The sequence below is a fragment of the Vallitalea longa genome, from assembly GCF_027923465.1.
Lineage (GTDB): Bacteria > Bacillota > Clostridia > Lachnospirales > Vallitaleaceae > Vallitalea > Vallitalea longa.
Map to the genome: position 1 here is coordinate 70916 of NZ_BRLB01000016.1, position 16322 is coordinate 87237.

The 16322-nt window shown below is 27.3% G+C and carries 23 protein-coding genes; 3 read left to right on the forward strand and 20 right to left on the reverse strand.

The window, feature by feature from the left end:
* Nucleotide 1: 1 nt before the first annotated feature.
* From QMG30_RS19530 to cpaB, 3 genes are read right to left on the reverse strand one after another with little or no spacing between them, the layout of a single operon-like run.
* Nucleotides 2-1345, reverse strand: a complete 1344-nt coding sequence (locus QMG30_RS19530) for an ATPase, T2SS/T4P/T4SS family (RefSeq protein WP_281818375.1) — start codon at nt 1343-1345, stop codon at nt 2-4.
* Nucleotides 1338-2237: an AAA family ATPase gene (locus QMG30_RS19535; RefSeq protein ID WP_281818378.1), complete on the reverse strand. Its 900-nt coding sequence runs from the start codon at nt 2235-2237 to the stop codon at nt 1338-1340. The genes QMG30_RS19530 and QMG30_RS19535 overlap by 8 nt, the downstream gene beginning before the upstream one ends.
* Nucleotides 2238-2240: 3 nt before the next feature.
* Nucleotides 2241-3023 (reverse strand): Flp pilus assembly protein CpaB, encoded by a 783-nt coding sequence (cpaB, locus tag QMG30_RS19540; RefSeq protein ID WP_281818380.1) that lies wholly within the window; start codon nt 3021-3023, stop codon nt 2241-2243.
* 100 nt (nt 3024-3123) lie between these two features.
* Here cpaB and QMG30_RS19545 point away from each other — a divergent pair, with 100 nt between their 5' ends.
* On the forward strand, nt 3124-3456 hold the full coding sequence (locus tag QMG30_RS19545) for a hypothetical protein (RefSeq protein WP_281818382.1): 333 nt from the start codon (nt 3124-3126) through the stop codon (nt 3454-3456).
* Here the strand turns inward: QMG30_RS19545 and QMG30_RS19550 are convergent.
* The 7 genes from QMG30_RS19550 to QMG30_RS19580 form a co-directional block, all read right to left on the reverse strand.
* Nucleotides 3446-4003: a prepilin peptidase gene (locus tag QMG30_RS19550; protein WP_281818384.1), complete on the reverse strand. Its 558-nt coding sequence runs from the start codon at nt 4001-4003 to the stop codon at nt 3446-3448. The two genes, QMG30_RS19545 and QMG30_RS19550, sit on opposite strands and share 11 nt — an antisense overlap.
* An 11-nt stretch (nt 4004-4014) precedes the next feature.
* On the reverse strand, nt 4015-4284 hold the full coding sequence (locus tag QMG30_RS19555) for a helix-turn-helix domain-containing protein (protein WP_281818385.1): 270 nt from the start codon (nt 4282-4284) through the stop codon (nt 4015-4017).
* Nucleotides 4281-4607, reverse strand: coding sequence for a hypothetical protein (locus QMG30_RS19560; RefSeq protein ID WP_281818387.1), 327 nt, complete (start codon nt 4605-4607; stop codon nt 4281-4283). Before QMG30_RS19560 ends, QMG30_RS19555 begins: the two co-directional genes overlap by 4 nt.
* Before the next feature lie 62 nt (nt 4608-4669).
* Nucleotides 4670-4879, reverse strand: coding sequence for a mercury transporter (locus QMG30_RS19565; RefSeq protein ID WP_281818389.1), 210 nt, complete (start codon nt 4877-4879; stop codon nt 4670-4672).
* Nucleotides 4880-4891: 12 nt separating this feature from the next.
* Nucleotides 4892-5725 (reverse strand): conjugal transfer protein TrbL family protein, encoded by an 834-nt coding sequence (locus tag QMG30_RS19570; protein ID WP_281818391.1) that lies wholly within the window; start codon nt 5723-5725, stop codon nt 4892-4894.
* A 133-nt stretch (nt 5726-5858) separates the two neighbouring features.
* Nucleotides 5859-6029: a hypothetical protein gene (locus QMG30_RS19575; RefSeq protein ID WP_281818394.1), complete on the reverse strand. Its 171-nt coding sequence runs from the start codon at nt 6027-6029 to the stop codon at nt 5859-5861.
* Between the two features lie 34 nt (nt 6030-6063).
* Nucleotides 6064-6210: a hypothetical protein gene (locus QMG30_RS19580; RefSeq protein WP_281818396.1), complete on the reverse strand. Its 147-nt coding sequence runs from the start codon at nt 6208-6210 to the stop codon at nt 6064-6066.
* 128 nt (nt 6211-6338) lie between these two features.
* On the opposite strand from QMG30_RS19580, the gene QMG30_RS19585 reads away from it, so the two are divergent.
* Both QMG30_RS19585 and QMG30_RS19590 read left to right on the forward strand, forming a co-directional pair.
* Complete coding sequence (locus QMG30_RS19585; RefSeq protein WP_281818398.1) at nt 6339-6701, forward strand: helix-turn-helix domain-containing protein; 363 nt, start codon at nt 6339-6341, stop codon at nt 6699-6701.
* 32 nt (nt 6702-6733) lie between these two features.
* The gene (locus QMG30_RS19590; RefSeq protein ID WP_281818400.1) at nt 6734-7102 is read left to right on the forward strand and encodes a helix-turn-helix domain-containing protein; all 369 of its coding nucleotides are present in this window, start codon (nt 6734-6736) and stop codon (nt 7100-7102) included.
* 94 nt (nt 7103-7196) lie between these two features.
* On the opposite strand, the gene QMG30_RS19595 is transcribed toward QMG30_RS19590, so the two are convergent.
* The 10 genes from QMG30_RS19595 to QMG30_RS19640 form a co-directional block, all read right to left on the reverse strand.
* Entirely contained in the window at nt 7197-7427 is a 231-nt protein-coding gene (locus QMG30_RS19595; protein ID WP_281818402.1) for a DUF6133 family protein, read from the reverse strand.
* Nucleotides 7428-7478: 51 nt separating this feature from the next.
* A complete protein-coding gene (locus QMG30_RS19600) occupies nt 7479-7841 on the reverse strand; it encodes an Mbov_0395 family pilin-like conjugal transfer protein (protein WP_281818403.1) in 363 nt (120 codons plus the stop codon).
* Between the two features lie 38 nt (nt 7842-7879).
* Nucleotides 7880-9796: a VirD4-like conjugal transfer protein, CD1115 family gene (locus QMG30_RS19605; RefSeq protein ID WP_281818405.1), complete on the reverse strand. Its 1917-nt coding sequence runs from the start codon at nt 9794-9796 to the stop codon at nt 7880-7882.
* A gap of 203 nt (nt 9797-9999) precedes the next feature.
* The gene (locus QMG30_RS19610; protein ID WP_281818408.1) at nt 10000-10167 is read right to left on the reverse strand and encodes a hypothetical protein; all 168 of its coding nucleotides are present in this window, start codon (nt 10165-10167) and stop codon (nt 10000-10002) included.
* 19 nt (nt 10168-10186) lie between these two features.
* On the reverse strand, nt 10187-11107 hold the full coding sequence (locus tag QMG30_RS19615; RefSeq protein ID WP_281818409.1) for a relaxase/mobilization nuclease domain-containing protein: 921 nt from the start codon (nt 11105-11107) through the stop codon (nt 10187-10189).
* A 52-nt stretch (nt 11108-11159) separates the two neighbouring features.
* A complete protein-coding gene (locus QMG30_RS19620) occupies nt 11160-11501 on the reverse strand; it encodes a plasmid mobilization protein (protein WP_281818410.1) in 342 nt (113 codons plus the stop codon).
* Nucleotides 11502-12331: 830 nt separating this feature from the next.
* Complete coding sequence (locus QMG30_RS19625; protein ID WP_281818412.1) at nt 12332-13030, reverse strand: hypothetical protein; 699 nt, start codon at nt 13028-13030, stop codon at nt 12332-12334.
* 15 nt (nt 13031-13045) lie between these two features.
* Nucleotides 13046-14509: a dGTP triphosphohydrolase gene (gene dgt / locus QMG30_RS19630; protein WP_281818413.1), complete on the reverse strand. Its 1464-nt coding sequence runs from the start codon at nt 14507-14509 to the stop codon at nt 13046-13048.
* A 2-nt stretch (nt 14510-14511) separates the two neighbouring features.
* Nucleotides 14512-15219 (reverse strand): hypothetical protein, encoded by a 708-nt coding sequence (locus QMG30_RS19635; RefSeq protein WP_281818415.1) that lies wholly within the window; start codon nt 15217-15219, stop codon nt 14512-14514.
* 134 nt (nt 15220-15353) lie between these two features.
* Nucleotides 15354-16313: a DUF3991 and toprim domain-containing protein gene (locus QMG30_RS19640; protein ID WP_281818417.1), complete on the reverse strand. Its 960-nt coding sequence runs from the start codon at nt 16311-16313 to the stop codon at nt 15354-15356.
* Nucleotides 16314-16322: the final 9 nt, after the last annotated feature.

The following is a 16322-nucleotide window of genomic DNA, read 5'->3' on the forward strand; positions in this document are numbered from 1 at the left end:
ATTACTCATCCTCCCTCAAGAATTTTTTCATTTTTTCCTGTGGCAATCCGTTTTCCAATAATCTTTTTTGTAATTTCTTTGACATATTGTTGACCTTTTCAAATTCTCCTTTAACTATGTATTTATCCTTTACAATTTTATTTTCTTTTATTTTGTATCTATATAATGTTTGTAATTCTCTTTTACCATCTGAATGTATAATACATTCTGTTATCTCCATTATTCGCCTTGTATTATCTTCTAATTTCTTAGAAAATACTACAATCGGAAATGCCTCTGTTACAAGCTTATATAATGTGTTATCAGATATATCATATTTCATTTTACATAATGTAACCATTCTTGCATATGTAGCTTCACATGAATTTGCGTGGATTGTAGTTGTTAAAGAATGTCCAGTCCTTGCAGCTTCTTGAGCTGCAAAAGCCTCTGCTGATTTCATTTCTGCTACACTAATGACGTCTGGATTAGCTGTTAAAGCAAATTCTAAAAGCTTTTCTTGATCAATATTTTGTCTTTCATCTTCCGAATCTCTTGTTACTGTATGTATTACGTTATTTAATACTGTTCCATCTTCATCTTCTTTTACTAAATCAAATTCACGTGTTCCGTTTTCTATTGTAATTATTCTTTTATCATTAGGTACTGTAGATAATAAATAACTCATCAAAGTGGTCTTTCCTGAACTCGTTGCACCTGTTATGCATATACTTACACCATATCTAAGACTTCTACTTAGAAAATCAATCATTTCTTCTGTAGCTGTTCCATTTTTTATAAAATCTTCTTTTTTTAATTCTTTGGGATTAACTATACGAATTGATGCTGCTATGCCTTTGTCATGGTCTATTACACCGTTACCAAATACAGTTATACGAATTTTATTAGACAAATGGCCACGTACTATAGGCTGTGAATTATCAAGTATCATACCCGATTGATGAAGTAATCTTCTAATTACGTCTATAGCATGTGTTGGAGAATTGAATCTTTCTTTTGATGGTATTATACTGCCATTAGAATAAGTAATTTTAATATCTTTATATGAATTAATGTTGATCTCTTCAATATTATTAGCGAATAGATATTTTGTTAGAAATGAGAATTCTGCCATCTCTGTATACAATTTTTTTACTAATTCATCTATAGTCATACCTTCAATACTATATCCATAATCCCTAACGAACTTTTTAATATAAGATTTTAATTGTTTCTTTTGTTCATCTGGATGTTCTGATAGAAGGACTGAATATTTGTTTGAGATATATTCTTGAACAGCTCTTAGTATCTCTGTAAATGATGTAGTGGCATCTTTATCTCTAAAAAACATTGATTTATCACTCATGATATCCTCTTTTCTTATTTAATCTTGGAAGTTTGATTTTCTCAGTTATACTTTTTATTTTATTATTTATGTTAGCTTTTCTATGTAGTTTTATAGGAATAATTTTATCTACGTTTATTTCAGATTGTTTTTCTTCTTTCTTATCCTTCCCACCATATAAAATAATATCTGCTATATCAGTAATAACTCTTTTACTAGAAATACTTTCTTTTAATTCTAATGGTTTTAATAATTCTCCACATAAAAATTGTTCTTCTAATTCACGACTATAATCTGACTGATATTTAACACCGTTATATCTTTGTATTACTCCTGACTTTGATTGATATTCTTTTATATTAGACAATATCTTTATATGTTTATCTGCTTTATATAAACTGCTTGCAATCAAAGGTAAATGAGAATCATAAAATGAAATACTTTTAAGATCACAAGTAATATGTCTTAATACTAAATCAGATAACTCTAGTGCAGTAGCTGAAAGCATATCATTTTCAATATAACTGTTGCAGTCAATTATTATGTAATCAGCTAAGTGTCTCAATAAGATTAAGAAATCTACTGCTCTTTCTCTTTCATAATCTGCATAAGTAAAAACATTATCTCCTTGCTTATATGATAACAAAGCTATATACTCGTTTTTCTTTAAAGTAATACACTCTGCCATTATACTTTCTTGGGTTATTTGTGGAGCTGACAACACCTTTCCTAATGATTTGTCTCTCATGTCTATTTCTGGTAATACCGTCATTAATGCTGGTGCAACTATATCACCCATAACAACTATAACATTCTTTTTATTCTTGGAAAGTTCTCTTGCTATCTTAATTGATGTAGTTGTTTTACCGCTGTTAGGACTTCCCCAAACAGCTATTATTTGATTGTTAATCACTACCTACTCCCCCTTCTTTGTTATGCCTTTATTATTAATTAATAGATTTGAATTGGGATTATCTTCAATAAACTGCTCTTGTTCTTTTAAAAATTCATCTGTCTTTTCCTTATCACCTCTATAAACTAATGAAATATGAATTTTACCCTTTTGCTCTAAATCAGCTAATAGCTTGGATTGTTTTGAATTAACTAGAAAAGTTATTGTAGATGGTAACTCCTGTTCTTCTGAATCTGAGAATTTTTTATTCTCATCCAATGTTATGTCATTACCTTCTTTTGTTGTTACAGCTATTACTTGGACATATTGTAATTCAGGTAATATCAATGTTTCTCTAAATTCTCCATAATCTGAAGCAATTACTGAAACTATATCTCCTTCTTCCAATTTACCTGACAAGCCAGCTGCAAAGCTTTTTATTGTTACAGATATAGCTCTTTTGGTTCCATTAAAATTATAAAGATATTCATTATCTGTTAATGGAATATCTGATAGCTTAGTATTTAGAATGTAATCTCCTTTTAATAAATCAGCTGTAGCATATTTACCTACTATACTAGATTTATCTTTTATTACGTTATCAGGCAAATTATATCCTCCTATGGTTACAATCTTTATTTTATTATTTGTTATTATTTCTCCAGTTCTAATATCCTTGGATACTCTTACAATTTTTGTCTTAGCTCCAACTGCTTTATTAAAAAGTGGTGTTATGCCAAAACATATGACTAAGGATAAAAATATACATATTAATCCTAATACAGTTTTATTCTTTAACAGTTTCATTATTCTATTTCCTCCTAATGCTTGTACTATTAATGCTGCTGCTATATAATCTATATAGTATTTTATATAAATTATTTATTAAAGATATTGGAGTGATTTTATGAACAAATTAATAGAAGATACTCATTACTATAATAATAGTTATGAAATTATAAACGATATGGTTTCAATAGATAGAGTATATTGCTTAGACTTAAATAATTTTAGGGATAATAATTGGGATACTCTAGGTGAAATTTATAAGTCACTGCCTTCATACATTATCCATCAAGGGTTACCTTATTGGTTTGGTATTGATGAAAACAACATCTATCTCTGGGCTTCCTGTGAACCATCAGGGTTACAAATTGCAGGTTATCTACCATTAAAAGATTTTTTTTCTTGGGAAAATATATTCAATAAGGCTATTCTTAATTTACCATTTATATATTAATATATGATACAAAACTTCCTATAGACAGATATAATCCAAGAGGAAAGGATTCACTTTTATCCTTTCTTTTTAATTTATATAAAATACTATTAATCGCTACTGCAATAATAAGACTAATCATTCCTGCTATTAAACCATTTTTAACTTCTAACAAAAAACCTATTGCTGACATAAGTTTTATATCTCCACCACCTATACTATTAGGCTCTAAGAGTGCTGCTAATAAAAACGGTAAAGGAACTACTATAAATCCTAGCATTGATTGAAGTAGGTTTATATTAATTATGCTTAATAATAATATTACAATATGTACTGTATTTGGTATTGTTCTAGTTTTAAAATCCACAATACTTGTAAATATTAGTACCTCAGAAAACAAAAAACCTTTAATAATCATTAACTGATTATCAAAAGTTCTTATTAGAATAAACATTATTATTATGCTTAATATAACTGTCAATGGATACTTTTTTATCTTAAAATATTTTCCCAAAATTAGATTTAATAAAATTCCAGTAAAAATCGCAGTTATAATATAATAAATCAAATTATCATCACCTACCTTAAAATATATTTATTAGCAATTCTTCCACCATCTTCACGATACATTTTTCTTATGAAAATATATCCATTTCGCTCTAATCTATGTAAATTTTGTCTTACAGTTGTTTTAGCGATTTTTAGAATATTGCTGATTTTGCTAATACTAATCTGTGCTTCACCATTTTCGTCTGCTATTTCTTTTAAGAATGTATATATTAATTTCCCTGAAATTGCAGTATTTAGATATCCTGATATTTTATATTTATCCACTGGTTCATTATTCACTTTTTCCACTCCCATTCGTCTAAATATTTATAGTTATACACTTTCTGGCTTCTTGCAAATCTAATCATAAACCTTATTTGATCATATGCTGATATATTTGTAATATCTTTTGTAAACATCATTACTGCACCTGATATTGAGCATAAAATAAACACTACCGTAAAAGTAGTGTTATTTGTAATCATATATATTATTGTGTCTATACCACCTGCTATGAGAGTTACTATGATTGACTTAACTAGCTCAGATTTTCCAAAGCCTTCAAAAAGTTCTGTTCTTGTTTTAAGACCAAGAGGTATGTATAGAGATAGGTTTTGTCTCAAATTTATCACCTTCTTAAATAATTATTGTTCTTTCATATGTTCAGCTTGTTCTTTATAATATATTATCCATAATACCCTACAACAATATCTTTAATCTCCCATACACTCTCAGCAATAATATAAAACACCACTATATTCCTAGCCTTCTTCTTATATACCTCAGACTCCTGACCATTACTACCAATTTTTATAAAACAAAATATAACTCTTAATACTACTCCTACTCTAATTAATATTATAAAAGCATTTGCCATTTCTTTTAGTAAATCCATATATACCTCCCATTACTTTTTAAATGCTCCTTTTGCTATCTGAACTAACCTTATTCCTGAGTATGCTGTACCCATTGGATTACTTGCACCTCCTGATATAATTAAGAATTCTTGTAGGAATTTAGGTGTCTTAATTGCTAACATTAGAGCTGCTATCCCCCAAAACACATGAATATTAAGCATTAAGGCAACACCAAGTTTTGCTAAAACTATTTGAACAAGTACAGCTAATGTAGACTGAAAGAATTTCTGTATATAAGTTCTAAATACTCCACCATCTGAATCTATCAAACCACTACATGCTAAGGGTAATCCTATTCGTAGTATTAGAATTTCTAATCCTCTAATCAAAAACTGTATGTAAAGTAGGAAAAAGCATATAAAGAATATTAATGATACTAATGCTGTAAATAGACCTGCTGATGATATGCCAGCTATTACTGTAGTAAAATCTTCTTGCATACTTAACCCAATAATTTCTAGTACTTTATTAGTTAAATCTTCAATTATGGTAGCTAACCATGAGTATATTGTAGGAAATGATACTGCTATTGCAAGTGCTTTAGAAAATCCTGTAAGTAATGTTAATGGATCAATTTCTGCATCTCCATCTGTCCAAAGTATGTAAATATCAAACCCTTTCTTAAGAAATTTTAAAACTATTAATGATATCCCAAAATTAAAAAATATATCAAATATTTGCGTGAATCCATTAGAACCAAGAAGTGTATTCATATAAGTATCTGCATATAAAGCTATATCTATTAAACCATCTAAAATGGAATTTACATAAATTAAACATCCATTTAGGATAGCTACAATAAGGAGAACTAAAAGAGCTTCCACTTAATCGCCTCCTATTATCAAAAAAAATACCCATTGATTATATTTAATAATCAACAGGTACCTATTACAAATTTTATGTATTATTTATTAATTTATCTCTTTATCTCTATTTATTGCTCTTAATAAAAACAGGTTATTGTCCTTGCAAAACACTTTCATTTTGTTTTCCCTTATTAAGCTGATTCAAAAGTATATCCATACGTCTTTTTACTTCCATTGCACCTTTTTTATATACTGTTACACACACTAAATTTTCGTCTTTGTCGTACACAGCCCAGTAACTTCTATATTTTTTTACTTCCACTTGATTTTCCCCCTACCATAGCTTAAGTATATTTTTATTTATATAAAACATTATAGTTATCTTTTGTATTATCATTATTCTCTATTAGTAAACCTTTAGTCATCTTTAGAATTTCTAGTTTCTCTTCTTTATCAAGCTTTGACATACATTTTATTAATTCATTTATTATTTGCACATCCATGAAATCATCCCCTTTTTTATTTGTTACAAACATTTTATCATTCTAAATTATTTGTGTCAATACTTTATAGGGTTGTTTTTTATTATTGACAAACATTTAATGGTGCTATATACTATTTTTAATGGGAGGTGGTCTCTATTTCACGAATTAAAGAACTTAGAAACTTACTAAATCTTACTCAAGAATCTTTTTCTAAGAAAATTAATATTAGTCAATCAAATTTATCTAATATTGAAAATGGTACCATAATGTTAACTGATAGAGTTAAAAATACTATACTAAAAGAATTTAATGTCAATCCTAACTGGTTTGAAACAGGACAAGGTAATGTATTTAATGATATTACCGAAGAACTAATCAATAAACTATCCATAGAAAATTCTCTTGATGATATTGATAAAAACATAATATATAATTTCATTAATTTGAATGATAATAAACGCAAACAAGTTCTTGGCTACATGCATCGCCTCTTAGAAAAAAGTAGTTAATCTAAAATCATCATACAAATTCTATGTTATTTATGGGGGTGTTAATTATACAATCACGTATAAAAGAGCTTAGAAAATTTCTTAAACTAAATCAAGTGGAATTCGCCAAAAGAATTAATATGAGCAGATCTAACCTAGCTAATATCGAAAATGGTACTGTCATGTTAACAACCCGAGTCAAGAATACGATTCTTAAAGAATTCAATGTAAACGAAAATTGGTTTACTACTGGTGAAGGTGTTGTTTTTAATGACATTACTGATAATCTTATTGATGAGCTTGCTATACAAAATTCTCTTGACGAAATTGATAAACAAACAATTAGATACTTTCTTCAATTAACTGACAGTCAACGAAAACAAGTTCTTGGTTATATTCACCGATTGTTAGAAGAAAACTAGGTGTATTTATAGACTTGCAGATTTGCAAGCCTTTTTCTTATTAATAATACTTTTTGTTTTAGTTGAATCTTTTATCAAACATATTGATTTTATCTTAGCCCTTAAAATCAAACATATTTGTTATTTTATCAGTCAATGTGGGTAAAACGGTATCTTTAAATAGCATATATAAACCAGATAATAATAATCCACCTACTACAACACTTATTAAAATTTTCAAAGCACTATCTATAAATCCTTCTCCTTTATTGGATTTCATAATTTCTTTAACCCTATCCATTGTATTAATACCTTTAATATGTATTTTTATTAAATAATTTCTCATTATAAATTCCTCCGATTAATATATTTTTAATTTTGCTTTTTACTTTCTATACTATTTGTAATAACCTACTATTAGATTTATTAGTGCTGAACCAAGTACTGCACCTATACAAGAAACAATAGCTGTAGTAATACGATTATTCCATTTCTTAACATCCATTTCATCAGCAGCACTCCTTCTTATACAGAAATATATAATTAGTAACCCAGATATAATTGGAGCTAATATAATGAGTTTTATTGTAATGTCATTAATTAGCTTTTCTGTTCCTGTTACTAATTTGCTGTCTTTTACTTTCTGTGCATGAACAGGCATTGTACATGCAAAAAAAATATAAATAGTTGCTAATACACCTTTAATTATCTTTATATATTTTTCTTTTGCTTTTGATTTATTAATAGGTGACTCAAGCATTAACAAACCTCCTTTCTATGATTCCGCATCACTAACATTCAACGATTTAGCAATTCTTTGCTGACTTGCCTTTTAGGTTGTTCACATAAAACTTTGAAGTATAACCATATATTCCATAGATCAATTTCATTTGTCTTTTGAATCCTCTCCTTTCGCATCTTTTCTCTTTGTTCCCTAATTAATCTATTATGTTCTTTATCACCCAAACCAAATATTTTATTAAAACTCCATTTTGATAAATCAGGTGAATACATCATTACAGGATTATTTCTTGATATTACTAGAGAATATGGACGTTTAATAAGCCTTACTTCATCTGGTGTGAGTAAAGCTCTACTTGTTAGATTTAAACTATGTGAACTTGATGGAGTTGAATATTTACCATGTGATGCACTCAAAGTATATGTACTTACTGTATAGTTTCCTAATTTCTTTGATATTTCTTCCAGTGTTTCTAAGTCATCAGCTTGGAGGTATATCCAGTTCTCGCAATTGCTTTTAATCGTTTTGGCAACTTCTTTACCATACTTTTCATCAATCTGTGCAAAAGATTGTACAAATAAATTAAAACGAATACCTCTACCTCCACCAACTGTAAGTTTTGCTCCAAAATCAGCTATCTTGACAAAGTTTCCATACTCATCTAAAACAAAATTTACTCTTTTCTTTAGTCTGCCACCACGTTTATCTGCTTCATTCACTAATAATTCATAATGCTGTGAAACCAATAAACTTGCTAAACTATAATAGGTTGTTTTTTCATCAGGCAAAACTATAAACAGAGCAGTTTTTTCCTCTCCAAGTTTTTGAGGATCATAGTCACTTGTATATGTCATAGAATTAATTAATGGATTAGTAAATAATCGTAGAGTTGTTAGTGCAGCAGTGTAGAAACTCCCCCTGGTTTTATTAGGAGCAACCTCTGATATAGATAACAATCCTTTTGCAGGATGTGATTGTTTTAATGTTTTGATATATTCTAATAGAGGCATTTTCCCATTAATTGATTTACACATTTCACTTATAAAGTAATATACATTAGTCATATTTTGATATTTCTTGTTTAATCTACCTCTATTATCGTAAACAACAGCCATAATTGAGCTTGCTATAATACTTGCTTCACCGTCAGTCCATATTCTTTCCCCTTTGGCTTCACCTACTAATTGTGACGTTAAGTCCCATGTTTTATCTATAGCCTTTGGGATGTCATCTTCATCAACTGCATCTATAATAGGTTGCAAAAAATTATATCTAGTACTTTTCAATGGATTTTTAAAGTCTATTGTTATGACCTTATAACCCATCTTTCTTAAATAAGGAACTGTATAACCCATCAATTCCCCTTTGGGGTCCGAAATAACCATACTTTCTCCTGATAAAGCTAGAGTTCCAATGGTTTGTAATACTACTGCTCTGGTTTTTCCACTTCTTGTTGCTCCAATACAAAGAGTATGAACATCATCATCTATGTAATAGATTTTTTCATTACCTTTTAATTTGTCATATCCTAAAACTAAGCCCCCCCTCGGTATACATGCTTTTTCACATAGGGAATTTTCTTTGGCTTGAGCTCCTTTTGTCTGCACTTTATCGTTTTTTGATTTATATAACTTTTCTTTGTTCTTTTCTTGCTCATTCTTATCTTCCCTTTCTTTATTTTTTATATCATCACACCCATTTGTAATGAGTGTTTTAATATCTTTATCATTAGGATTTAATGCAAAGCTTTTAAAACCACTATCTTTGTTTTCTAACCACTTAGCTGAACCAAATTGGTTTTGTCCTGCTGGTACTGGTGTTTTTATATCTGGTGTTATTTCAATAAGCTCACTTTGATAAGGTTTGTTATTAGCTAAGTAATAAAATACTGCTATTATTAATACAAATCCCTGTAAGCATAAAAAAAGTAACAGGTGTTTTTTATCTGTTGTTATGTCTCTAATACATTCCATGAAATTAAATATCTGAATAGTTTTGGTTCTTTTTGAAAGTATATAATGAACATTTGTTGAAAAAAATATGTTGATTATCATACCTAGAATAAATATTATAGATGAAATATATAATTTTCCTTTTTTCTTCAGAACTATTACATCCTTCCATAAATGCAATGTTAATTGTTAGATTCAATAATTATAATTAACATTAATATAGATTATTTTTTACCATCATTCTTTTCCCTTTTATTGAATATACATTTGTTCAACATACAATAGATTTTAATGTTTTCATTTCCAAATTCATCTTTAGTTTTAATATATGTCATTAAATATAAGCAACTAAAACATTTGCAATTATCATTTTTAAATACAATTCCATGCACAGCATCACCTCCCTTAATTTTATCTTTCGTATTCAGTTCCTATCTCCCAATTAAGTCCTCTTCCTTTTTGTAGTTCTGCTATTCTCTCTTTTAATGCATCGCCTTTTAATTCTTTATTTCTAAGATAAGTTAGAGGATAGTTTTGATTATTTGTATTATCAGATTTTGATAAAATATAAATAGCCGAAAATAAAAGCTCCATTCGATTATGAAGGAGCTTCTTATTTTGATATCGTTTATTTAATTTAAAGGTTTTTAATAGATTCTCTTTCGTATATTTTTCTGGTGGGTAAAGTTTTCTGTTTCTGCATTTTTTACCATTAGGAGTGATAAAAGTTATGTATTTCCTATTATCATCCCAATTAACTTTATAGCCTAGTTTTTCCATGTTTGATATAAATTCTTCTTTGCTTGTTGAATTCTTCATACATTCTTCTACAGCTAGATATAATTCATATTTCCATGATGTTCCTTTTGACTTACTACGATATTCTCCACGATTTTTATAGTTACCCTCTTTACCTCTCACAACTATTAATCCATATTGGCGACAAAGTTTATCTGAGTAATCTTTCAATTCTTGTAATTGTTCCTTTGATAATTGCCATTTACGACCTGTATCAGTATTAACAGTATTTATTATAAAATGAGTATGTAAATGGGCTTTATCAGTATGAACTGCATATACTACCTGAAATACTTTAAATATTTTATGTTCTAATAACTTATCAGCTATTTTTTTTATTATCTCTGGACTTGCTTTATCTTGCGGAGAAAAAGATTGTATGAAATGAATAAATTGTCTTCCTGTTTCCTTTTTATAATTTTGTTTGGTTAAGATGAATTCTTCGTAAGCTGTTGTTGTATTACAATTTAACCCTGCTGTTAAATGTAGCTCTGTCTTTTTAGGATTTAGTATGTAATTTATTGCTCTTTTCAAACCTGAATAAGTTGTGTTTTTACCTTTGATAAAATCAATTATTGCAATAATATCACCTTCTATTTCTATTATTTTCTTGTCTTATATTAATTAGGTATTTATAAATATCTTGCAGTAATTTGTTTATTGCTGATAAATTGGGATTGGTTATTCTTCCTTGATGACATAAGATGGTTAATTGATTAAGATTGTTACCAACTTTAGATAGCTGCCTTGTAAACTCCTGGATACCATTAATTATTATAATATCTTTTTTCAAGGCAGAGGAAATGATATATGCACTAACAGACATATTTGCTTTTGCTGATTTTGATCTTATTATTTCTAAGTCTTTACTGGAAATTCTAAATTTGAATTGTGTATCTTTTTTTATGGATATCACATCCTTTTGCATAAATAAATACCGTATCTTTAGTAGTTGATACGGTATTAAGGGGTGTGGGGAATCCCCACTTTTACAAGCTAGTTGTGTACACAAGTAGGAAGCTTGCCATCAACTAAAGTTGATGTTTTTTAGCTCCAGTAACTAATGTTTAATTATTTATTGAACGATTTAAGTAATCGGGTTGTTGATAAAAATATTTATTCAAAAACATATATTGTACTTTTAGCCCATTTTTCTCCTGTTATCTTTTCCATTTCTCTTGCTATCATCGAATAAGACACCCTTCCTTTAAATCTTTTTATTAGCTTTGTTTTTCTTGATGGTCGTTGTTTTACTAGTTTTTCCTATAATCTAGCATTCTGTTGTAAGATCTCTTCATGTTTTACTAATAACTCCTTATACTTAACCTTCTGTTTTACTACTTCATTTTTATATCTCTCATTATCATTTTCATCTATACTCATTTTTCATAAGTTTGTATTATTGTTATAATTTATTAAATCCTTTATGGTTTTATTTCTCCCTGTCAGCTTATCTTGTAATGTTGCTAATTCTTTTTATATTTTTTTAGCTTGTCTATATTATCAGAACAAAATATATTTAGCATTTTTCACTTCACTATTTTTTATTTATTTACATATATAATATAAGATGAAAACTAAGCCTTACACTCTTAGATTTAACTTGTATTATATAAATAAAAAAACTCCATTGGAGTGAGTCTAAATATAATATTCACATTCCAATGAAGTACACTAAAAAAGTATCCTCTATTTTTAGGATACTTAGTTTATCTATTAACTTAAGTAAAATCAATTATAATTTCCTATTCTATTCAATTAATTATTAATTAAATAATTTATTTTGCTTTTCAAAATATTTTTATCAAATATTTGTTCTTTATAATGTTGCAATTGCAATTTGTAAAGCTGATTTATAAACTTATATTCTTGTTTAAAATATTTTCTAAACTTATTTCTTATTGTATTAGAAATATCTAAATTATATTTCTCATAATACACCATTGCTCTAAGCAAATTTAATTCAACACTAGGATTTTCATCTAAAACAATATCTATTTCTTCAATATCTATATTTTCATTACAATTATCAATGAATAATTCAGTAGTTAAATTATAAGCATATGCATCTATATTTAAAAAAACAGAACTAAGCAAATTATTAATATTTGTATCCAATATCTTTTCTTTAAATGCCCATGTATCTTTTAAATACCAAATATCAAATTGAATAAATTTATTTTTTAATTTATATCCACCAAATCTATTCTTATATAGATTTTCATCACCATAATTATTCCTTAATACCTTATCAATACATATATATTCTTTTTTAGGTGATAGTACAATATCTATATCTCTAGGTGAAAATTGTACATCTGAAAAAAGATAATCTCTTACAGCTCCTCCAAATATTATAATCTCATAATATTTCTCTAAGTCTCTTATAGTCTTAATAGCAATTTTATCATCATTAATAAATTCATATAAACTTTGCTTAAAATTTATATTACGCATTTGCATAACCCCTTATTAAAGTAACATATTTCCAGTAATTTGCTTATGCAGATTTAAAGCATATGAATCAGTCATACAAGATATATAATCTACTATCAATTGTATTCCCTTATATAAAAAATCTTTTTTAGATAATTTATATGAAAGATTTTGTTCATCCCTAAAATTATCTGATATTAAGTTAAATAATTTTTGATCTTTACTTTTACTTCTTTTAAATGTTTTATTAAAAATATTCTCTCTTTCTTTATTCTCTTTGCCATCGCTTTCTTTGTAATAAAACACCAAAAGATTAAACATTGAATTTACAAATATATCAAGAAGTGTTGTTAAAATACTATTACCTATAATTTCTAATTTAAGTACTTCTTTACTGCTATATGCATAATCAACGCATAAACTTCTAATTATTTTTTCCATTTTACACGTTTTTTTTGATTTTGTCAATAAAGGACCTTCATATTTGCCACTCAATATTTCATTATGATTTTTTATAAATTCTTCACAAACTTCATTAATGAAATAACCTTGAATAATAATTTTAAAATTTTGCATACATATTAAATCATCTTTATTTTTAAACTTTTTATTTTTCTTTATATATTCCTTAATATTGTTATCACAATAATTTTCACTATTAAATTTATTCTTAATTTTGCTCCAAGAAATCAGCCCTTTTTTTACTGCATCTTCTAAATCCGCAAATAAATATGCTATATCATCTGATGCTTCTAATAATAATGTAACTGGATGTTTTGAATTGTTTGATAAATGAATATGTTTCCTAATTTCTTCACATTTAGCTTTTTCTGATTTAAAATATCCAAACTTACCGTTTTCAGAAAGCTTATTTAACGAATCCCATGGATACTTCATTAAAGTTGCAAGCGTTCCAAAAGTAAAATTAACACCATGTTTATCATTTAGTCTCTGTAATTTCGTTAAAATACGTATCCCTTGAGCATTTCCCTCAAACTTAATAAAATCGCTAAATAACACTTTAAGCTCTTCATCAGTAATATCATTACCTATAAATTCTTTTATATCAACCTTCCTTTGAAGTATCCATTTTTTAAAAAATTCCCTAATTATTGTTTCACCAAAATGTCCAAAAGGAGGATTTCCAATATCATGTACAAGTCCAGATACTTCTAATAACGAAGAAAGTTTATTTTTTCTCTCTATAGCATTTTCATCATCCCAAATTCTTTTTTCTATCAATTTTGTTCCTACTAATGATCCTAAAGACCTTGCTATAGCAGAAGCCTCGAGAGAATGCGTTAATCTAGTTCTGATAAAATCATTTTTCTGTAATGGAAATACTTGAGTTTTATCTTGTAATCTTCTTAAAGCTGAACTATATATTATTCTATCATAATCTTTTTGAAAAGAATTTCTATGATTATCTGTTGTTGTAGAATTTCTAAATCTTTCTTCAGATAATAATTTATCCCATATAACATTATATTCTTTAGTCATTATTATTTCTCCTTCATTAAAAATAATTTTTGCAATTCTTTACTACTCATTTCTTCATAATTCTTCTTACAATAACAATCATAATTACATTCTCTCATTTTAATATTACATTGCAGATTATTTGATTCCATATGTTTCAAAATAATATCATAAGCCCGTTTTCCATAATTTACTTCTTTAATTGAACTCGTACTATCAATAATTACTTCTTCTAAATACTTATCTAGAAATAAATTAAAATTTTCTTCTTTAAATATAATCATTTTTTTAAAAGTATTATCACCAAAATTTTCTATGTATTCATCTAACTTTAAATATGCGTTGCTAGTATCTATATTACATTTTTCCCAATTAACAGGATTTTCCTTAATTATTCTAACATTTGGAACTGACTCTATCAAACATTTAGTACTTAATTTGAATAATATTGGTCCATATAAATTTTGTCTTTTATAATTACCAAAACCTTCTTTATGTAAGTCATATACATCTAGAAAAATACAATCCCATAATCCATACTTTTTATCAATGATATCACTTTCTTGACTAGTTTGAGGTAAGCCAAGACTTTCAACAATACCTCTTGACATTAATTTATTTTGTTGAATAAAGGAACAAGAAGTGGTTAATGTATTAGCATGAAAAAAATTTTCAATTCCTTTAGATAATAGAAATTCATATAATTTTTTATTATTAATGTATTTCTCCATTTTCAATCCCCCTAGTAAAAAATAACCTTTAATTATTATGGTATAATATTCACTTCATAACAAAAGTATACAACAATTTTAACTATTATTCAATTCATTAAATCTTTTTGATATTGCGTAAATTTATTAAATATTTATAAACAAATTTCTTCCTCTATCTCATTATTGTTTTTTAGCCTTAAATCAACAATATCGACTAATTTTGTCAAATCCTCATTAAAATCTTTCCCCTTGGGAACATGTCTATTTATCACATATTGATCATTGAACTTTTCGTTTATCCTTTTACTTCCTAGATCACCTGCTTTGTCATTATCTAGGCAAATTACTATGTTTGAGATGGTTTGATGTTCTTTTAAATATCTTTCTAATGCTATGTCAGCTACACCCCCCAGGGAAATGCAGTGATTTTTGAAGTTATTGATGTTATATAATTTAATCATGGATAGGTAACTCATCAAGTCTATAGGACTTTCAAATACATTAACTGTATCACTTTTTCCTATAATACCAAAGGGAAAACTTTTATCAGAGTTTTCAACATCACCTCTGTAAGTTTTCCCTTGGGTATTTGTACTTCTATATGATGCGTATCTTGGTATTCCTTCTTTGTCATAACCTATAAATACGCAGCTTCTATATTTATTTTCATATATCTTTTTCTGTTTTATAAAGTCATATACTATATCCTTATCTATTTTTCTTGTTTTGATTAGATAAGCTATCATGTGGTTATAAGTACTGTTTTTCTCAGGTAAGATTAATTCACCTTTTTCTTCTTCAACAACCTTATTATCTGGTTCACATTTTACTATTTCATTTAATAATCCTAATAGTTGTTTTACTGCTTCTACCCATGTTTTTTGTTCCATTTCCATTACAAATTGTATTACTCCTCCACCTTTATCTCTAGTAAACCAATACCACTTCTCACCATTTGAATGAATGTACAATCCTCCGTACTTTGGTATTTTAAATGAGTTTCTTGACATTTTTTTTAATTCATATCCTGAATTTCTTGCATAATCAAGTATATTTACACTATTTGCTGATGCTATTTGTTCATCTGTAAACCTTCGTTTTTGCTTTAACATCATATCAGC

Excerpts from the sequence above, each read along its gene's own strand:
- QMG30_RS19545 (WP_281818382.1), top strand. The coding sequence starts at position 3,124 with ATGAACAAATTAATAGAAGATACTCATTACTATAATAATAGTTATGAA.
- cpaB (WP_281818380.1), bottom strand. The coding sequence starts at position 3,023 with ATGAAACTGTTAAAGAATAAAACTGTATTAGGATTAATATGTATATTT.
- QMG30_RS19590 (WP_281818400.1), top strand. The coding sequence starts at position 6,734 with ATGGGGGTGTTAATTATACAATCACGTATAAAAGAGCTTAGAAAATTT.
- QMG30_RS19565 (WP_281818389.1), bottom strand. The coding sequence starts at position 4,879 with ATGGATTTACTAAAAGAAATGGCAAATGCTTTTATAATATTAATTAGA.
- QMG30_RS19620 (WP_281818410.1), bottom strand. The coding sequence starts at position 11,501 with ATGCAAAAGGATGTGATATCCATAAAAAAAGATACACAATTCAAATTT.
- QMG30_RS19635 (WP_281818415.1), bottom strand. The coding sequence starts at position 15,219 with ATGGAGAAATACATTAATAATAAAAAATTATATGAATTTCTATTATCT.
- QMG30_RS19600 (WP_281818403.1), bottom strand. The coding sequence starts at position 7,841 with ATGCTTGAGTCACCTATTAATAAATCAAAAGCAAAAGAAAAATATATA.
- dgt (WP_281818413.1), bottom strand. The coding sequence starts at position 14,509 with ATGACTAAAGAATATAATGTTATATGGGATAAATTATTATCTGAAGAA.
- QMG30_RS19640 (WP_281818417.1), bottom strand. The coding sequence starts at position 16,313 with ATGTTAAAGCAAAAACGAAGGTTTACAGATGAACAAATAGCATCAGCA.
- QMG30_RS19580 (WP_281818396.1), bottom strand. The coding sequence starts at position 6,210 with ATGGATGTGCAAATAATAAATGAATTAATAAAATGTATGTCAAAGCTT.
- QMG30_RS19625 (WP_281818412.1), bottom strand. The coding sequence starts at position 13,030 with ATGCGTAATATAAATTTTAAGCAAAGTTTATATGAATTTATTAATGAT.
- QMG30_RS19605 (WP_281818405.1), bottom strand. The coding sequence starts at position 9,796 with ATGGAATGTATTAGAGACATAACAACAGATAAAAAACACCTGTTACTT.
- QMG30_RS19595 (WP_281818402.1), bottom strand. The coding sequence starts at position 7,427 with ATGAGAAATTATTTAATAAAAATACATATTAAAGGTATTAATACAATG.
- QMG30_RS19530 (WP_281818375.1), bottom strand. The coding sequence starts at position 1,345 with ATGAGTGATAAATCAATGTTTTTTAGAGATAAAGATGCCACTACATCA.